The 19497-nt window shown below is 38.3% G+C and carries 13 protein-coding genes, 1 tRNA gene and 1 pseudogene; 3 read left to right on the forward strand and 12 right to left on the reverse strand.

Features of this window, described 5'->3' with window-relative positions:
- Positions 1-120: 120 nt before the first annotated feature.
- The 5 genes from CO686_RS06525 to typA all read right to left on the reverse strand — a co-directional run bounded on the left by CO686_RS06525 (position 121) and on the right by typA (position 5927).
- Positions 121-1272 carry a cell division protein FtsQ/DivIB gene (locus CO686_RS06525; protein ID WP_096753632.1) on the reverse strand — a complete coding sequence of 384 codons (1152 nt, stop codon included), beginning with the start codon at positions 1270-1272 and terminating at the stop codon, positions 121-123.
- Positions 1273-1281: 9 nt separating this feature from the next.
- A complete protein-coding gene (locus CO686_RS06530; RefSeq protein WP_000724804.1) occupies positions 1282-2340 on the reverse strand; it encodes a UDP-N-acetylglucosamine--N-acetylmuramyl-(pentapeptide) pyrophosphoryl-undecaprenol N-acetylglucosamine transferase in 1059 nt (352 codons plus the stop codon).
- 1 nt (position 2341) lies between these two features.
- Positions 2342-3694: a UDP-N-acetylmuramoyl-L-alanine--D-glutamate ligase gene (gene murD / locus CO686_RS06535; protein WP_096753633.1), complete on the reverse strand. Its 1353-nt coding sequence runs from the start codon at positions 3692-3694 to the stop codon at positions 2342-2344.
- 117 nt (positions 3695-3811) lie between these two features.
- Entirely contained in the window at positions 3812-4066 is a 255-nt protein-coding gene (locus tag CO686_RS06540) for a DUF3165 family protein (protein WP_000639708.1), read from the reverse strand.
- Positions 4067-4085: 19 nt separating this feature from the next.
- Positions 4086-5927, reverse strand: a complete 1842-nt coding sequence (gene typA / locus CO686_RS06545) for a translational GTPase TypA (protein WP_000164119.1) — start codon at positions 5925-5927, stop codon at positions 4086-4088.
- A 159-nt stretch (positions 5928-6086) separates the two neighbouring features.
- Here typA and CO686_RS06550 point away from each other — a divergent pair, with 159 nt between their 5' ends.
- A complete protein-coding gene (locus CO686_RS06550) occupies positions 6087-6812 on the forward strand; it encodes a 16S rRNA pseudouridine(516) synthase (protein ID WP_001235082.1) in 726 nt (241 codons plus the stop codon).
- Between the two features lie 40 nt (positions 6813-6852).
- On the opposite strand, the gene CO686_RS06555 is transcribed toward CO686_RS06550, so the two are convergent.
- The 3 genes from CO686_RS06555 to CO686_RS06565 all read right to left on the reverse strand — a co-directional run bounded on the left by CO686_RS06555 (position 6853) and on the right by CO686_RS06565 (position 7782).
- A complete protein-coding gene (locus tag CO686_RS06555) occupies positions 6853-7086 on the reverse strand; it encodes a hypothetical protein (protein WP_001088138.1) in 234 nt (77 codons plus the stop codon).
- 85 nt (positions 7087-7171) lie between these two features.
- The gene (locus CO686_RS06560; protein WP_000158124.1) at positions 7172-7552 is read right to left on the reverse strand and encodes a rhodanese-like domain-containing protein; all 381 of its coding nucleotides are present in this window, start codon (positions 7550-7552) and stop codon (positions 7172-7174) included.
- Positions 7549-7782, reverse strand: a complete 234-nt coding sequence (locus tag CO686_RS06565; protein WP_044135604.1) for a YqgQ family protein — start codon at positions 7780-7782, stop codon at positions 7549-7551. The genes CO686_RS06560 and CO686_RS06565 overlap by 4 nt, the downstream gene beginning before the upstream one ends.
- A 102-nt stretch (positions 7783-7884) precedes the next feature.
- On the opposite strand from CO686_RS06565, the gene CO686_RS06570 reads away from it, so the two are divergent.
- The gene (locus CO686_RS06570) at positions 7885-8793 is read left to right on the forward strand and encodes a LysR family transcriptional regulator (RefSeq protein ID WP_001222584.1); all 909 of its coding nucleotides are present in this window, start codon (positions 7885-7887) and stop codon (positions 8791-8793) included.
- Positions 8794-8837: 44 nt separating this feature from the next.
- A pseudogene (locus tag CO686_RS06575) lies at positions 8838-10637 on the forward strand (N-acetylmuramoyl-L-alanine amidase).
- Positions 10638-10664: 27 nt separating this feature from the next.
- Here CO686_RS06575 and CO686_RS06580 read toward each other — a convergent pair.
- From CO686_RS06580 to CO686_RS06595, 4 genes are all read right to left on the reverse strand, one after another.
- Positions 10665-10982: a LiaF transmembrane domain-containing protein gene (locus tag CO686_RS06580; RefSeq protein ID WP_096753634.1), complete on the reverse strand. Its 318-nt coding sequence runs from the start codon at positions 10980-10982 to the stop codon at positions 10665-10667.
- Between the two features lie 225 nt (positions 10983-11207).
- Positions 11208-12092: a DUF6287 domain-containing protein gene (locus CO686_RS06585; RefSeq protein WP_096753635.1), complete on the reverse strand. Its 885-nt coding sequence runs from the start codon at positions 12090-12092 to the stop codon at positions 11208-11210.
- 295 nt (positions 12093-12387) lie between these two features.
- Positions 12388-12460, reverse strand: a tRNA-Thr gene (locus tag CO686_RS06590).
- A gap of 223 nt (positions 12461-12683) precedes the next feature.
- Complete coding sequence (locus tag CO686_RS06595) at positions 12684-19118, reverse strand: S8 family peptidase (protein ID WP_096753636.1); 6435 nt, start codon at positions 19116-19118, stop codon at positions 12684-12686.
- Positions 19119-19497 lie beyond the last annotated feature (379 nt).

Genomic DNA, 19497 nt, shown 5'->3' on the forward strand with positions numbered 1-19497 from the left:
AGCCGCCTCTCTGGACTGCTTTAAAGGTTTTTTTCTATTCTATTATTTATAGTAGGACTTGTCAAGCAAAAACTCGAAACTAGACTTCTATACCATTCAAAATCAAGAGGAAAAGTTAGTCTAACGACTCTGTGATTGCTGGCTCGTTTGGCTTTGATTTCCCTGTTCTTCTTGTTTTTTCTTTTCTTCTTCCTGTTTTTTCTTCTCAGCTTCCTTGGCCTCTTGTTTGGCTTTTTCTTCTGCTTCTTCTATCAGCTTATCCGCTATCGTGTAGCTGTATACTCCAGCTTCCATATCGACTACACTCGGTTCTGACAATTGTGGCTTGATTTTGCTGTAATAAGGCAATTTCTTGCTCAATTCTGATAGGGGAACCAAAACCTCATCTGTATCCAGCATGGTAATTTTTAAAAGATCTGCTGTTGCCTTGCTCGGTGCTAATTCGATTTTCTGGATTTGACTCTTGATATCCTCACTGATAGTAGACAATCCCGTTATCAGCTCTTTCACCTGCTGCTCATCGTTAAAGGTAACTGTTAGATAAGTCTCAGGCAAGTTTAAGCGATCAACAGGAGTTGACTCTACTGTACCACTAGACAGAATAGGATAATGTTCTTCACCAGACACATAATAACCAACAATATCAAATTCCTTAACCTCAATCGTAAAGTTAGTCGGAAATTGATAGTTAATCTTCGCTGATTCTATCCAATGATTGGACTTGATTCGCTCAGCGTATGTTTCCTTATCCAACAATAGGGCTAAAGTATAGTCGCTATCTTGAATTCCAGAAGCCTGTTTGATGTCATCCGCATGCGTGTTACTATTTCCCTTAACCTCGATATTTTTGATGGTCGAAAGCGGAGTCAATAGATAGACTGAAAGAAGGAGGACCAGGACACTGGGTACCAAGATACTCACAGCTCGCCAAATATGAACAGGTGCAATTTTAGGTTTGGCTGGTTTCTCTGGTTTTTCTTTTTTCTTCTTCTTTTCTTCTTTGACTTTAGGATCATCCTTTTTAGATTTCTCTTTTTTTTCGGAAGGTTCCTTGCTTGGACTTGAGGCTTCCTTATCTGATTCACTCGATGATTTCTTGGATTCCTCCAATAGTTTCGAGTTGGCTTCCTTACGAGCTTGTTTTTCCTTTTCCTTCTCTTCAGCTAGGGCAGCTTCTTCCTCAGCCTTCTTCTTCAGGTATTCCTGGTTTCGTTTCTGCCATTCAGACAATTCTTGCTTGGGGTTTGATTCTTTTTTCTTATCCTTTGACATTGATATTCCTTATGCTAGGTCTTTTCTTAGTAGATCGTAAAAATCTGCAAGAGATTTCAACTCAGTCGAAGCTTTCATGCTAGCTTGGTATTGGTCCTTATGACTAAGCAAGTGACTGAGTTTCTCCTCCAAGCTTTCCAAGGTCAAGTCACTTTCTTGAAGTTCTTCTGCATAGCCTTTCTTAACAAAGTAAGCTGCATTTTCAATCTGGTCTCCTCGACTTGCTTCACGACCCAATGGTACGATGAGATGGAGTTTCGCCATGGCCAAGAGTTCGAAAATCGTATTGGCACCGCCACGCGTCACCACCACATCTGCCATCTCCATCAAGGGTTGATAGAGATCCGTCACATAATCAACACGAAAGAGATTTTGACTCAACTCATTGAGGCTAGAATCTCCAGTGAGATTGATAATATTGTAGCGCTCTGTCAGTTCTTGCTTATGATCAGTCACCAATTGGTTAAATACACGAGCTCCTGCAGAACCACCAACAAACAATACCGTTGGCAATTTAGGATTAAAGTGGGTTTGGATATTCACCAATTCGTCTGGTTCTGGCGCCTCTTGGCCTGTTACCTTGGTCACTGCTCCCACATGCTCAACTTTTGCAAGACTAACAGGCTGCTCAAAGGTTGAGTACATCTTAGTTGCGAATTTATAGGCAATTTTATTGGCCAAGCCCATAGACAGGTCCGATTCGTGAATAAAGACAGGCACTCCTGACACTCGCGCTGCGATAACCGGCGGTACAGAGACAAATCCTCCTTTTGAAAAAAGAGCCTGTGGACGCAGTCGTAACATGATAAAGAGGGATTGGACAATTCCCCAACCAACTTTAAACACGTCCAGCATATTTTGCCAAGAGAAATAACGACGCAACTTCCCAGTCGCAATGGAGTGAAAGGTCACATTCAAGCCTGACTTGAGAATTTCTTGGTGTTCGATTCCGTGTTTATCCCCGATATAGTGGACTTCCCAGCCGTCTTCGATGAACTTAGGCATTAACAAAAGGTTGAGGGTGACGTGTCCAACCGTCCCCCCACCTGTAAAGACAATTTTTTTCATATTATTCCTTTAACTCCGCTACTGTGTTGATAAAGAGGTCGCCACGTACTTCAAAGTTAGCATACATATCCCAGCTAGCATTGGCAGGACTGAGGAGAACCACATCTCCTTGAGTCGCGAGCTCATAAGCCTTGCGGGTCGCATCAGCAATATCTGTCGCATCTACATAAGCCACACCAGCCTTATCCGCTGCCAGTTTGACACGTTCTGCAGATTGACCGAGGATAACCATCTTCTTGAGCCCAGTAATATCTGGCACCAATTCGTCAAACTCATTGCCGCGGTCCAAACCACCTGCGATTAAGATAACCTTACTATTGTCAAATCCTGACAAGGCTTTTTGAGTAGCCAAGATATTGGTTGACTTGCTATCGTTATAGAATTTGACACCCTGAATTTCATCCACAAATTGGAGACGGTGTTTGACACCTCCAAAGGCTGATAGAGTTTCCTTGATGGTTTGATTGTCCACGCCACGGAGCTTGGCTACAGCAATAGTCGCAAGGGCATTTTCTACATTGTGGCTACCTGGAACACCGATTTCACTAGTTGCCATGACCACTTCGCCACGGAAATAGAGTTGACCATCTGCAAGATAGGCTCCATCAACCTTTTTAAGTGTTGAAAATGGAACAACAGTGGCTTGTGTTTTAGTAGCCAATTCTTTTGCCAAGTCTTGGTTAAAGTTCAATACAAGGAAATCATCCGCTGTCATCTTGTTCTGGATATTCCACTTAGCTGCCACATACTCTTCAAAAGAACCATGATAGTCGATATGAGTTGGCATGAGGTTGGTAATAACCGCAATCTCAGGATGGAATTCTTGGACACCCATCAGTTGGAAAGAAGAAAGTTCCATGACGAGCGTGTCCTTGGCTGTTGCAGTTTGAGCCACTTGACTAGCAGGATAGCCGATGTTCCCTGACAAGAGACCGCGTTGACCAGCAGCAGTCAAAACTTCCCCAATCATCGTCGTTGTAGTGGTTTTCCCATTTGAACCAGTGATACCGATAATTGGTGCTTCCGAAATCAAATAAGCCAATTCCACCTCAGTCAAGACTGGAATCCCCTTTGCCAATGCCTTTTCAATCATGGGATTGCTATACGGGATACCTGGATTTTTCACCATCAGAGCGAAATCTTCATCCAAGAGCTCCAAAGGATGCCCACCAGTGACAACCTTGATTCCATCTTCCAGTAGGCTTTGTGCAGCTGGATTTTCCTCAAAAGGCTTGCCGTCATTTACTGTCACAATAGCTCCTAGCTTGTCCAACAAACGGGCCGCAGACTCACCAGACTTAGCCAAACCTAAAACAAGAACTTTCTTATTTTTAAATTGATCGATTACTTTCATGTCTCAAACTCCATTTCTACTCCTACTATTTTACCATTTTTATGGAAATAATACTAAACGAAAATGCTCTAGCCTTCATTCTAGCATAGAAAAAGAGAGCCATAGCTCTCTTTCTATTTATCTTCTTCTGCTCTTTTTTACAGACATGAGCGTAATGTCTCTCAAGCTAAAGTAGGCTAGGGCCAGCATGGCGATTGTGACAAAGAATTCTGTCGGTAATTGGAAGATTTGCAAGATGGACAACATCAGCAAAATCAAGAGTGCAACAACTACAAAGACCAAGATAACGATGTTGACTGTTCCTTTAATACTTTGAGGTGTCGCAAATACATAGAGTAGTAATAAGAGTATCCCTATGATTAAATAGATCATCTTTATCTCTTTCTAGCTCTTATTCAGCTGATTTTTTCTTCTTGTTGGCTTTCTCACGCTCTGCCTTGTTAAGGATTTGTTTACGCAAACGGATAGACTCAGGCGTTACTTCCATGTACTCATCGTCATTCAAGAACTCAAGAGACTCTTCAAGTGTCAAGATACGTGGTGTCTTGATAACAGCTGTTTGGTCCTTGGTTGCAGAACGAACGTTGGTCATTTGTTTGGCCTTAGTGATGTTAACTGTCAAGTCGTTCTCACGAGAGTTTTCACCGATGATCATTCCTTCGTAAACCTCAGTACCTGGGTTGACAAAGATGGTTCCACGTTCTTCGATAGACATGATTGAATAGGTTGTTGCCTTACCAGCATCGATGGAAACAAGGGCACCACGATGACGTCCCCCAATTTCACCTGGAATCAATGGCAAGTATTGGTCAAAGGTATGGTTCATGATACCGTAACCACGAGTCATTGACAAGAACTCAGTTGAGTATCCAATCAAACCACGCGCTGGAACAAGGAAGACCAAACGAGTTTGACCATTACCGGTTGAAATCATATCCAACATTTCACCCTTACGTTCAGAAAGGCTTTGGATAACAGAACCTTGGTATTCTTCTGGAGTATCGATTTGAACACGTTCAAATGGCTCACATTTAACACCGTCGATTTCTTTTACGATAACTTCTGGACGAGATACTTGAAGCTCATAACCCTCACGACGCATGGTTTCGATCAGGATTGACAAGTGCAATTCTCCACGTCCTGAAACAGTCCATTTATCTGGTGAGTCCGTTGGGTCAACACGAAGGGAAACGTCTGTTTGCAATTCTGCTTGCAAGCGTTCTTCCACCTTACGAGAAGTCACCCATTTACCTTCTTTACCAGCAAATGGTGAGTTGTTGACCAAGAAGGTCATTTGAAGAGTTGGCTCATCGATGTGTAGGATTGGAAGAGGCTCAACTGCATCTGTCGGTGTAATCGTCTCACCAACAAAGATATCTTCCATACCTGAAACGGCAATCAAGTCACCTGCTTTTGCTTCTTGGATTTCACGACGTTCCAAACCAAAGAAACCAAAGAGTTTTGTAACACGGAAGTTCTTCGTTGTACCATCTAGTTTAGAAAGGGTAACTTGGTCCCCAACTTTCACACTACCACGGAAGACACGACCGATACCGATACGACCTACGAAGTCATTGTAGTCCAAAAGTGACACTTGGAACTGCAAAGGCTCATCTGAGTTGTCTACTGGAGCTGGGATATGATCGATAATGGTGTCAAAGATTGGCGCCATTGTTTTTTCTTGATCAGCTGGATCATCTGACAAGGAAGATGTTCCGTTAATCGCTGAAGCATAAACAACTGGGAAATCAAGCTGGTCATCATCTGCACCAAGCTCGATGAAGAGTTCCAAGACTTCGTCCACTACTTCTGCTGGACGAGCTGAAGGTTTGTCGATTTTGTTGACAACCACGATTGGAACAAGGTCTTGTTCCAAGGCTTTTTTCAATACGAAACGAGTCTGTGGCATGGTTCCTTCGTAGGCATCTACGACCAAGACAACACCGTCAACCATTTTCATGATACGCTCAACTTCTCCACCGAAGTCCGCGTGTCCTGGTGTGTCCATGATATTGATACGAGTTCCATTGTAAGCAACGGCTGTATTCTTAGCAAGGATGGTAATTCCACGCTCTTTTTCGATATCGTTTGAGTCCATAGCACGCTCTGCCAATTCAGTACGTGCATCAAGAGTTTCAGATTGTTTCAATAATTCGTCAACGAGGGTTGTTTTACCGTGGTCAACGTGGGCGATAATCGCAATGTTACGGATATCTTCTCTTAATTTTGTCATGATTTCCTCTAATATTTTAAATTTTTATTTCTAACTGAACAATTATACCACAGTCTCATTCAAAAATCACAGTTCAGCTAAGTGTAAATGTTTTCACTCTACTTTTCTAGTCAAGGCAACTCTTTTCAAAGTCAGAGACTTATGATAAGATAAGCTGGTATGCGTTTAGATAGATTATTAGCCCAAGAAATGATCAGTCGCAAGGCTATGAAACAGGCACTCCTGAAAAAAGAAATCCTAGTAGATGATTGTCCAGCCAACTCCCTCGCTCAAAATGTCGATACTGGATTGCAGAAACTAGTTTTTCAAGGACGACAAATCCAAGGATACAAGCACACCTACCTCATGCTTCATAAACCAGGTAGAGTGGTGACAGCCAGTCAGGATAAGGACCTACCAACCGTCATGGACCTCCTTCCACCTGACATCCAGTCTGACCAGCTCTATGCTGTCGGCAGATTAGACCGTGACACGACGGGACTGCTCCTTCTGACAGACAATGGACCTCTTGGTTTTCAGCTCCTTCATCCCCAGTACCATGTCGATAAATCCTATCAAGTGGTGGTCAACGGACTGCTCACACCAGAACATATCCAAAAATTCAAAGATGGGATTGTCTTTTTAGACGGGACCACTTGTAAACCTGCTCAGCTCGAAATTCTGTCCTCAAGCCCAACAGAGAGCCGGGCCTCCATCACCATCTCAGAAGGAAAATTTCATCAGGTTAAAAAAATGTTCCTCTCAGTTGGTGTCAAGGTGACTGCCCTAAAACGCGTCCAATTCGGTGACTTTACATTAAACCCAGAACTAGCAGAAGGGCAATACCGTCCCTTGAATCCAGAGGAATTGGAAATCATTAAAAACTATTTAGAAAAAAGTGGATAAAAGAAAAAAGCTTTATGTTTAAAGCTTTTTTCTTTTTTGCTTATCTAAAAACTATTGCGATTGCTAGAATCCAGTTAAGAACAGAAACTACAAGTCCTACGATATTGAGAATTTTTTCTGTTTTATAGTCCAGTCCAGATTCTTTTTGGTATGAAAAAGCCAAGACCAATCCTATAATCCCCAAAATCAGACCCACTATTGGAGATAGCAAACCAAGGACGATAGATAAGATACCTAAAATAAGTGAAGGTTTTTTCTTTTGTTGTGAATTCATATTACAAAATCTCCTTAAATTTAATATAAATGATGATACCATAAAATGCTAGCTTTATCACTCATTCGACAGTTTTTACAGAATGTTAGCTTGTCTTGATCTTCCCTTTCCAAGAATCCAATCCATAAGAAAGGATATAAATCTCAGAAAAACCTTGTTTTTTCAAATAAAGTGCGGCATTGGTCACTCGTTGTCCGCGTTGGTTTTCGTAGAGAAGGACAGGTTTATCCTTACGAAGGGCTGCAAGGCTTGACTTCAACTGATTTGAAGGAATATTGCGAGCTCCGAGGATATGTTTTCTGTGAAATTCTGCTGGTTCACGGACGTCAATCAATTGCCCTTTCCGAATCAAGTCTTCAAATTCCGCATTATCCACAATCTTAGCCGCACGACGAATACGAAGGTAGTTATACCCCATCCATGCCACCATCGCTAATACGATTCCCCAAACAATCCAAATTGTCATAAGTTCTTATCTCCATTTTTCTCTATGTAGTCTAATTCTATCTTGTGCTCTCTACGAAGAACAGCTTCCGCCTCTAGATAGTCTAGCTTGTCCATCAGACCTGCATCATAGATCCGAGAGAGTTCGAGCTTCATCAGTTCAATATCATACAAACGCTTCCCCATGTAAACAATAATGCCAAATTGTTTGAGAAATTGCTGCACATCATAGAATGTTTTCATAGCTTCCATTTTAGCAGATTCTAGACTTTTTTTCAATACTGGACCAGCTCTTTCCCCCTATTTTCTTCGTCTTCATTGCCCATTCTTCCGCAAGTATGGTACAATAAAAACATGAGAATTCAACAACTACACTATATTATCAAAATCGTCGAAACTGGCTCTATGAATGAGGCAGCTAAGCAGCTCTTTATCACCCAACCCAGTCTCTCTAATGCTGTTCGAGACTTGGAAAATGAAATGGGCATTGAAATCTTTATCCGCAATCCCAAGGGCATTACCTTAACCCGTGATGGGATGGAGTTTCTCTCCTACGCTCGCCAAGTTGTCGAGCAAACGCAGCTTCTGGAGGAACGCTATAAAAATCCTGTCGCCCACCGCGAACTTTTCAGCGTTTCCTCTCAGCACTATGCCTTTGTAGTCAATGCCTTTGTCTCTCTGCTCAAAAAAAGTGATATGGAGAAATACGAGCTCTTCCTTCGTGAAACTCGGACTTGGGAGATTATCGATGACGTCAAGAACTTCCGTAGCGAGGTCGGTGTCCTCTTTTTAAACAGCTACAACCGCGATGTTTTAACGAAAATGCTCGATGACAATCACCTCTTAGCCCACCACCTCTTTACCGCTCAACCCCATATCTTTGTTAGCAAGACCAATCCTCTAGCTAAAAAAGACAAGGTCAAACTGGCTGATTTAGAAGATTTTCCTTACCTCAGTTACGATCAGGGGACGCACAACTCCTTCTACTTTTCAGAGGAGATTCTTTCACAAGAGCACCACAAGAAATCCATCGTAGTCAGTGACCGTGCCACCCTCTTTAATCTTTTGATTGGTTTGGATGGTTACACCATTGCAACAGGGATATTGAACAGCAACCTCAACGGAGACAATATCGTTTCCATTCCACTGGACATTGACGACCCGATTGAACTAGTCTATATCCAGCATGAAAAAACCAGCCTGTCTAAGATGGGCGAACGCTTTATCGAATACTTACTAGAAGAAGTTCAATTCGATAATTAATAGGAAAAATGAAAAAGAGAAAAGAAAAAGTTAGGAAATAAAAAGTGAAAAAGATACTACTGACCAGTGCTTTAATCCTTTCAATCGCAGGATTAGCACCCGCATCCGTCTTAGGAGAAGAAAACACTACTCAATCCACACCTGCTGTCAAGGAAGCAATTGCCAAAGAAGAAAAGAAGGAATCGAGTGTTGAGGAAAACTCTAAATCAGAAGTTCTTCCGAAAGTAAATGTGCAAGAAGACAAGCCCAAAAAAGAAGGATGGTACCAAGAAAATCACCACTGGCGTTTTTACCAAGATGATAAACCTGCTTTGAACTGGAAACAAATCCAAGGCAAATGGTACTACTTCGATCAAGATGGTAATCGTCTTCATTCTACTGTCTACAAAGGCTATGCCTTTGACCAAGATGGTGTCATGATAGAAAATAGCTGGACCAAATTGGACAACCAATGGTATTATGCTGATTCTTCTGGACGACTAGCTCAGAACACCTGGAAAAAAATTAACGGCTCCTGGTACTATTTTGACCAAACTGGAAGCATGCTCAGCAACACCTCCGTTGACGGCTATCTTCTCACAAAAAGCGGAGCTATGGCAGAAAAGGGTTGGACTAAATTAGACCAAATTTGGTACTATGTCGCTCCTTCCGGAAAAATTTTGCAGGACAAATGGGAGAAAATCAACGGTTCTTGGTATTACTTTGACAAAGACGGTGGAATGCTGAGTGCGACAACCTTCAAGGGCTACCTCTTTAACCAGAGCGGAGCTATGGCAGAAAACAACTGGGTCAAAATCAAGGATACTTGGTTCTATGCGAACGGGTCAGGTAGATATGTCCAACAAAACTGGCAAAAGATTCAGGGTTCCTGGTACTCATTTGACCAGAATGGTGGAATGCTAGCAGACAAATGGAAAGAAAGCTACTACCTTAAAACCAGTGGAGCCATGGCGGAGAATGAGTGGATCTTCGATAAAGCCTACAAGAGCTGGTTCTAACTAAAAGCGGATGGTCGTTATGCAAATCAGGAGTGGATTGGAGCATACTACCTCAAGTCAGGCGGTTACATGGCAAAGAGCGAATGGATTTACGATAACTCTGACAAAGCACGCTACTACCTAGATGATAATGGACATTATGTTTCAGGAACTTACAAGATAGACGGTAAGGAACACCTGTTCCAAAAATACGGCCAATGGATTTCAGAAGTTTCAACTGAGGGTGGATTTGTAAAAGGCCAATACAGTAAGACCATCTTCCTCGATCCCGGACATGGCGGACGAGATTCTGGCGCCTTTTACTACAATGTCGCTGAAAAAGATCTCAACATGCAGATTTACCGTAAGCTTCGTACTAAGTTAGAAGAACTAGGCTACAAGGTTCTCACCTCACGTGATAGTGATATTGATGTAGATTTCATTACAGAACGTTCCCGTATGGTCAACAAAACCAACTCGGATATTTTTATCAGTATCCACTTCAATGCTACTGGTAATACCTACTCAAAAGCAAGCGGTATTCAAACATACTCCTATAGCGATGAACCTGATTATCCAAGTAAGATTAATCAATACTGGCACAACCATCCTGATCGCATTAGTGAAAGTAAGCGCCTCGCTGCTGCTATCCACTCCTCTCTCTTAGCAGAAACAGGGGCCAAGGATGCTGGCTTATTGGAAAGCAGCTATGCCGTACTACGCGAAACAGCCAAACCAGCCGTTCTCCTAGAGCTTGGTTATATGGATAATTTCTCCGAAAACCAACAAATCAGAGATAGCCACTACCAAGATAAACTGGTCGCAGGCATCGTGAAAGGGATCCAAAAATATTACGCTGGTCAGTAAAAAAGTCTCGAGAAATCTCGAGACTTTTTATTTGCCTTCTTTTTTATCCTTATCAGGAAAGAGATAGCCAAGTCCTACACAAGCTAGCACTCCTGCACCAATCACCAAACCACTTGAAATTGGCAAAATATCAAAGATTGCATTTGCAATGATAAAGGCAATGATCAAGCACATCAGACTAGCCTTGTAGTCTTTTTTCAAAAAGTTTTCTAGTGTGAAATAGAGGAACAATCCTACTGGAATGAGTGACCAGAGGTTGACATCCAAACTTGGCCATCCAACAGATCCGAAATACAATACTAGCGCTGCTGCTACTAAAAATACAAGTCCCAATAATTTTTTCATTTTTTGTCTCCATTTTCTTTTTTATTGACTTGAGTTGTCTGATACTGACCCCTCACGTCCCTTACATGAACCATTATAGCAGAGGAATTTTTCAAGAACAAGCCCTTTTGCCTATCTGGTCAATATCTCTGTCTAAGTGGTTGAGTATTTGTAACAAAAGAAAAAGAAGCCCTAATGGGCTTCTTGATTCTGCCGATTGTAACAGTATTTTTGAACGAATACCATCTAGTTTTTCTTTTCCTTAGATTCTAGAGAAGATTTGATTGTTTCTCGATCAGCTTGCAGTTGAGCTAAATTCTTTTCTTCTTCTTCAAGTTTACTGGTATCTGGTTTCACACGGTAATAAACATCTTCTGGTTTCATTAACATAGACCCGTAATCTTGACCCGAAAGTAGTCTTTCTTCAGCATGATTGCTTTTATCCGTAATCTTTCCATCATCACCAGGTTGCATAACAACCCCACTTGGAACAGCAACTACTACAAATCCTCCAGAAACAGAATCTTTCACCCACGCACTGAGAGAAGCTGTCTCAGGGTTACGACTATCTTGACCTTTTGATACCTTTAATCCAACTACAGATTCGTACTTTTGATCATTTGTAAACCAAGTCGCATCTACTTCTCCAGAATTCTTAATAATGTATTCATTGCCAGATTGACTACGCCAAGTACCTTCTAAACTAGACAGATCATTGTTCTTGATTGCTTCAATATCTAGTTTTGGAACAGCAGTTTCTTTCTTTAGCTTGCTAACAAGTGCTTCTGCTTCCGTAATTTTGGTATCTAAAGCAGTCAGTTGATTCTTGAGTTTTTGAATTTCCTCTTGTTTATCCTTATCAGTCTCATCCGTTTTTCCTTGACTTGTAGACGCTTGACTTGTAGACGATTGACTTGTTGACTCTGTAGTTGAAACGGCAGACGATGCTTGATTTGACTCTTTCTTTCCAATCAAAGAATGCGAGAAAATACTTACCAAGATGAGAGTGACTGAAGCAGCGAGTGCTAGGCCAATATAGATTTTTATATTTTTATTCGGAGCCGACTTTGATTCAGACCGCTTACGTCCATTGACCTCTTCAAATTGTTTTTCCCGTTCTTTCTTATTCATAATTTTCTCCTTTTTGATTTATATTCAGCCAAGCTTGCGAGACTTCATTCGTTATTATCCACGGATTTTTATAATTTTTAGAAAACCTATGCAAAAAATTCTAGAATGATTAACAGCCTATAGTCCTCTAAAACGGAACGAAAACAAGTGCTTATTAAAATATATTATACCACAAAATATAAATTTTAGTTTTTATTTATAAGCAGGATTTTCAGACGTTAAATAGATCCTATCTCAAACGTTCCACCTTTCCTATATTTACAAAAAAAAGAAGCCCGCTTGGACTTCTTGATTCTGCCGATTGCAGGGCTTGAACCTGTGACCTACGCGTTACGAGTGCGTTGCTCTACCAACTGAGCTAAATCGGCGATTACCCTTTTAGTATAGCACTCTGAGAATAGATGTCAAGAAATTTTCATCACGATTAAAAAAGCCTGTCCTGAGACGAGGCTTTTACATATATCTCTTTAAAATCTCCTATTTTCATAGAAATCTAAATAATATATTTATAAATCAAAATTTTCACAAAACTATGTCATCACCTCACAATCTAATCTCAGTACATAAACCATTTTTTCTATAGCTTTTGTCTTAATCTTTATTTTTTCTCTTCAATACTAGAAAAGCTCCTACTATAAACATTATTCCGGTAGCTAATAGTGTCTGGGCTCCGCTTGCTGTTCCGGTTTTTGGCAACTGATTAGGATTGTTAATAGTTGATTTACTATTGATGTTGGTATTTTTATTAGTTAAGTTCACTTGTTCATTTAGATAAACGTTCTTGTTAATTTCAAAGTTTTTATCATTCTCATCAGAAACAATACTGTTGACATCATTAGTTGGATTAGATTGTGTTTTTTCTTTCTTTTTCGATACATCAAAAGTAGGTTTATTTTCCTCCTCCTTTTTCTCCTCTATTTTCTTGAATACAGGTTTTATAAAGGTATCTTTTGATAGATTAAGAACATAGCCGGCGTCTTTTTTCCCTTCGAAACCAGAAATTTCCCAACCATCAAATTGGTATCCTTTTTCTAATTCACCCTTATAGACAGGTAACATAAAATCTTCTTCCGACACTATCATTGAAATCATTTCTTCTCCATTTTGAATGGTCACGGTTACCCTATGAGGTTTTAATTCACTTACCTCTCCCGTATCTTTATTTAAAATGAATTCTTTTACAGTTGTATTTCTTGCAAAATCTTTTACAACAATCTTAATGTTTAGTGTCTTATCTGTTAGTTGTTTAATATCATCAAATGATTTGTATTCTTTTCCATTTACATAAATATGTTGTTCTTGAATCTCACCATCGAATCCATTATTTCTTTTATCATTGATGTTAAAGACTACAGATTTTCCGTTAGCATATTCGATACTAGTATTTCCCTTAGGATCAATGCTTACTTCAGGTTTTACATTATCATATAAAAATTGATAGTGTACTCCAACCGCTTTCGCATTCAAATCGCTATAGCCAGTTTGAAGATAAACATTTCCATCCATATCTGTTACCTTATCTGGGAATCCATTTGCTTTATAGTCTTTCATCCCCCAGTCCATGATGTCACCGTCTTTAACATTAAGCTTAATGTTAAAATCTCTAGTGTTATCAATGTGTAAATCTCCGTAGATTAAATAATTGTCTACAACCGATTCATTAACTCTCAACTCCCAGTTAAAACCACCCTTATCAGAAATCTTACCTCTTAAATAAAATTCTGGATTTCGTACATAAATTTTATTAGATTTGGATGGATTAAAGTAGTTCTTGTCCATTGAAAGATTTACTGGTTTTGCATCAATAAATAACGTAGAGCCATCTTCTTTTATAGCTTCTACATTGGACTTATCTTCTCCAGTGTACTCTTTACCATCCTTACCAAATAATACCAGTTTAGAAGAATCTGTCACAAGATTTCCATCTTTATCGATAGCTTCCCCTTTATCATTCATTTTAAAGGTAAACACTTGATACCTTACAATGTTAAAGCCGTCCAAAGCCGACATTAATACTGATTGAGTACTTCTTCCATCTTCAACATTTCTACTATCAGCATAAATTGTTGTTTCTGATAATACTCTTAGATTAGGATTGGCCTTTTGGATTTTTGCTATATCTTCCTTGCTATAGACTCCATTCCCTTCTAACATATCCGTTTTTCCAGGATTATAGGTAGTCACTTTTAGTGCATAGCCTTTTCTTAGAATGATGTTATCCTTTAATAGATATTGTTGTTTTTCTGAATCAGAATAGATTTTACCAGATTCCATGTCCGTTAAATTGTTTGGTTTATTTTTTGAAAGATCTCCTTCTCCTAATTCTATTACATTCCCATAACTTGATGCATACGGATATTCTGCTTTAGTTTCCTTATTTTTTTCAGGCATTCTAATTTTAGTTTCAGCTTTTATCTGATCATCATCTTTGACAAAAAACCTCATATCGCCTGCAAAAGCTAATCCATCCACAATATCATTAATATTAGCGTATAAATCAAATGTCATCGTTTTTGAGTGGGAATCATACTTGGTCGTTTTGATTTCTAAAGATTTATAGTTATTTCCATAATACACCTTGGCATTTTTAGAAACATTACTGATCTTTCCAAGAATTTCAAAGTGTCCATCTTTAGACGGGCTTAAAACACCATAAATTTTTGATTTGATTTCATCAAGTTTTTCAGTTTCATATTGTAAGGCACTACCATCGTCATAAGCAATGATATTTCCCTTATCATCGTATTTATAATCGTATTCCTCTATTCTCTTACCAGTTTCACTTGTAAAGTCATCAACTTCTCTAAATTTCTTTTTAATGAGTTTCTTTAAATCTTTGCTTTCAAAGTCTCTAATTGTTGAAATTGTTTTATGAATAGTCAAGCTAGATTTTTCTTCGGTAGCCTCTTCATTTTCTTGATGATGTTCTACTTCAGTTGTATCTTTTTTAAGACTATCCTCTTTTCTATTTTCTAAATTTTTAAATTTAGATTCGGAAATCTCGCCAAGCTTTTGGTATTTAGATGAATCTTGATCAGGATCTACTAGATAATAGGAAATCATCCCATTTTCATCAGCATGATCAGCAAATTTAATTCTATGAATCTTTGTGAAATTGCTAGAACCGTCTAATGCAATCACTTCAATGATTTTGCCTCTTAAATCTCCTGCACCTTTGATTTCATAAATGGTATTTCCGTCTTTGTCAAGTTTTCTATTTCTTCCTTGACCCTCACCTGCATAAGTGACTTCAAGATTTTTCTCAACCTCTCCATCTTCATTAACAAGAGCGGCGCCAGCATACCAAACTTCGTTGGCAATTTCGTCAAATTTTTCAGGATGTTCTTTTTGATCTCTCGCAAATAGCGTTTCATTCTTGTATTGCTCTTTGACCTTGTGATAAGTATCCTTTGTAATCAACTTAATTTTTTCAGGGTTTGAAAAATCAATTGAAACAATCTTTGGAGGGGTGTTATCAATTTTTACAGGAATATAGGAAACCTGCCATGGGTAATCCTTGGTTAACCTATATTTAAATTTATAGAAATATTGGCCTTCCGCAATCGGTTCAAATTGTCCTCGTATCTTAGTAGCAGGATCTTTTTTGTCATTACTTTCTGGGGCATTTTCTTCTCTACCTCTAGGGTTATAAATAAGTCCATCCCATTTCAAGTCACCCCAAACTTTTAGTTTAGATGATTTAATGCCCTTTGCATCATTTCTTTTAGAGTTTAAAATTCCTTTAATAAAGTGTTCTCTCGAAATGACTTTTAAGTCTCTTTGATTTTCTCCTTCTTTATTTGTATTTACTATTGAAATCACTCCTTCTTCTGCACTTCTTAATACAAGTGGAGAAGGCGTTAATCCTCTCTCAAGTTGAGCATCTTGAGGATTTCCATTTGAATCTAAAGGATAAATTTTAGCAATATTAGAACCACTCGTTGATGGTGCGTTGATTCCTTCGTTATTGAAAGCAAATAATTCTGGATTTTGATCTAGGGATGTTGTATTTTTATCTTTTCTGTTTTGTATAACTCCTGCTGGATTAAATTTATCTATACCATGTTCTCCACCAATCCCCTTATTTAAGGTACCTGGAATTTTTGGTTTACCATCATCATCATAACCTTCCATTGCTTTTGATTTTGACCCTTCTTCCCAAGCCCATTTATCAAGGATTGGTTCGTGGTTCCAATTCCCAGCAAATCCCATTAGAGGCATCGATAAAGAAGGTTGGAAGTTTCTTTTCTTACCGTTGGAGTTTAGAGCTTCCATTTCTTCCACTGACTCAAAATGAATAAATGATTCTACAAATTTATTTTTATTTTTTGCCTCTCCAACATTTATAACCGCATTTAAATCAAAGCTAGAATTTGGGCCTATAGTGAAAGTATCATGCTCAAATGTGATATTTGCTCCTTTGACTTTTTCTGGGTGAATTTCTGGAACAATTTGCTTCCCGTCCGGAGATTTTTCATCTTTATATGTTTCATCGAGTTTTAGCCTATCAGTTAGAGCATCTGTAGTTACAGTTGATGCAGAAACTTTAAAGGTTAAAGGTCTATTTGATGTATTGTGAAGCTTAATTGTAAAGTATTTTTTATCACCTTTTATTTCTTTAAGAGAAATGGAACCATATGAATTTACCAAACCTTTAGAATCAGTATTTTTGAAAGTTGCTACAACTTCATTTCTCAAAGCGTTGGCAACATTAATTAGTCCCGCTCCCTGCTGTCTAGGCGATGCATAGTATTGACTCTTTTCTTTCCAAGAGGTTGCATCCATCATAGGTCTTGCAGTATTTTGTAGAGCTATTTTTGTAAGACTTGTAAGGTCTATTTTGTCATCTCCCTTAAGATTTTTCAAGACAGGTCTTTCAAGCAATTCCTTTAATTTTGGTCGAATCAAAACAGTAGAAGCTGCTACGATTGGAGTTGCCATACTAGTTCCTGACATATAACCATAAGTGGATTTACCATTGATAACATTTAGAGTGGATTTAATATTTTTACCAGGTGCTGAAACATCCGGTTTTAAAAGCAAGTCTGTTCTTGGCCCCCAAGATGTAGACCCTGCTGGGACTATAATATCTTCTTTATAAAGTTCTTTGTCTGTGTCAGCTGCAAATTTAAAGTCAATTTCTTTTTCATCACCTACATTCGGTTTATTAGAATTATAGCTTTCCATATCAATTGGATAGTATTGTTCTAAGTTATCTTTAAAATCTTCCTTATTATTTCTTTTGACTTCAGTTTTTTTATCAGGGTTAATCATGTTCCATAATTTTACACCATCATCTCCTGAAATTGAAAATACTTGACTTTTAGTCCCTTCATCCGCTTCATATCCCATAGCTGGAAGGTCTGTCCAATTATCTCTATTGTAGTAATTTACAGTATTTACAACCATAATAGCACGTGCACCTTTATCCGTTGCTCTTTTAAAAGCATCTTTTAAATCCTTGGTATAAATTCTATCCATTACTGCAATTTTGCCCTTAAGATCCAAGCCTATCAAATCTTGGTCTTGACCTTTGCCTATATATACAAATTTTAATTTATTTGGAGTTTTTGAGCCATCCTCATTTGTTAGGATTTTATTTTTATCGAAAAAAGCCCCTATATTTCTGTATTTAAAACTTTGTCCACCTATGTTAACTTTATCAAACTCAATGGTTTGATTTTTAGCAGAAGCGACCGCTATTGCATCTTCATGTGCGGCAGTTCGTGTTACATTTCCAGTATCTGTCATTTTCAGATTATTATTGGCTACTAAATCCCAAGAAGAACTTGAAGCAGAAGTCGCAAAATTACCTGTAGCAACAACCATTGGGATTCCAGCTTTTCTTAATGCTCTAATAGCCTCCCAATATTTTTCACCTGCAAGACCGGTTCCTGTAAAACCAGATGATACCGAAACAACATCGACATTGTGTTTGATCGAATCTTCAATAGCATGAAACATTGTTTCATCACCCGCAAACCCAGATCCTGCGTCAGAGTACATTTTATAAGAGAAAATTTGTGCATTAGGCGCAATTCCATCTATGCCATTAAAGTTCTTGATGTCTTTTTCAGTATCATTTCCAGCAAGAATCCCTGCAATATGCATCCCATGTGGGTCAAAATAATCCCTTCCATCATCATATTTTTCTACAGTGATTTTACCACCATTATAATAATTGAACGCATGAGGGATTTTATCACTCAACCAATAATTTTTATCAGTACCTTTTAAGTCATCTTTTTTAAATTTCATCGAGTCTTTGGCATCATCATCGATCCTCATAGCCTTATGCCTATAATCTGTTCCAGTATCGATATTTGAAATGACCATACCTCTACCATCAAAATTTTTCCCAAATGGAGCATTGATAGACTTTAGGTAATCAATAGCTTCCTCAACTCCAATTTCCTTTCTGGCATGATTCATCATTGGTTGGACTTTTTGTGACCTTTCAACCGACGAAACACCTTCTATTTGTTTAATTTTGTCCAAATTATCTGGAGTTGTTTCAATGGCGGTGCCATTAAAAATCGTATTATAGGTATATAAAACTTTTGTATCCTTCAGATTGGATAGTTCCTTAATTACTTTTTCTCCAGATTCTTTATCTTTAAATTCAGCAATATAGACAACTTTATTATCTTCTTTTTTCGGATTTTCTGTATCTTTATTTACAAATGAATTCGCATCATCTCCTTTGGATTGATTGGAGTCTTCTTTGATACTTGCTCCTTCGTTACTAGTTTTTTTGTCTATCTCAGACTTTCTACTAACAACTTCTTTTTCCTCAATAACTGTTGTCTTCTTCTCTTCAGTATCCTTTGAAGTTTCTATAACATTATGAAGTTCTTCAGATTGTTCATTGTTTTTTGTTTCTTTATCTGCTACTACTTTTTCTTTATCAGAAATTCTTAAAGCATCTTCAGAACTAGTTGTATCTGCTAAAATCACCTCATTGGGGGCATATGCTGCTAAAATAACTGCAGCAGTAGTTAATGACAATACCGTACTTTTTTTCATTATAATTCCTTCATTTTTTATTTTAAACCCAATAGATAGAAAACTTTAACCTTGCTAGCCTTTGTTATAAAAAGTTTTATGACGTATTATCTAGTGGGATAGAGTAGTACATTTATATATAATTGTTAGCTCTCTGAAAAATAGTATATCAATTAAAAAAATTTAAGTCAAGAAAAATTAACCTGGGTTAATTTTTTTTTTAATCCATATTAACAAAAAATCTAGTCAATAAATTTTATAGTTAACTGGCTACAATATAAACTCATTCGTGCCATCAAAAATATTATCAATCAACTGGAATAACTACCAAAATCGCAAAAAGGGGTATGGACAGAATTTATGCCTTAATAAACATGCAAAAACAACCGCAATAATTTTC

The organism is Streptococcus oralis, assembly GCF_002386345.1.
Lineage (GTDB): Bacteria > Bacillota > Bacilli > Lactobacillales > Streptococcaceae > Streptococcus > Streptococcus oralis_S.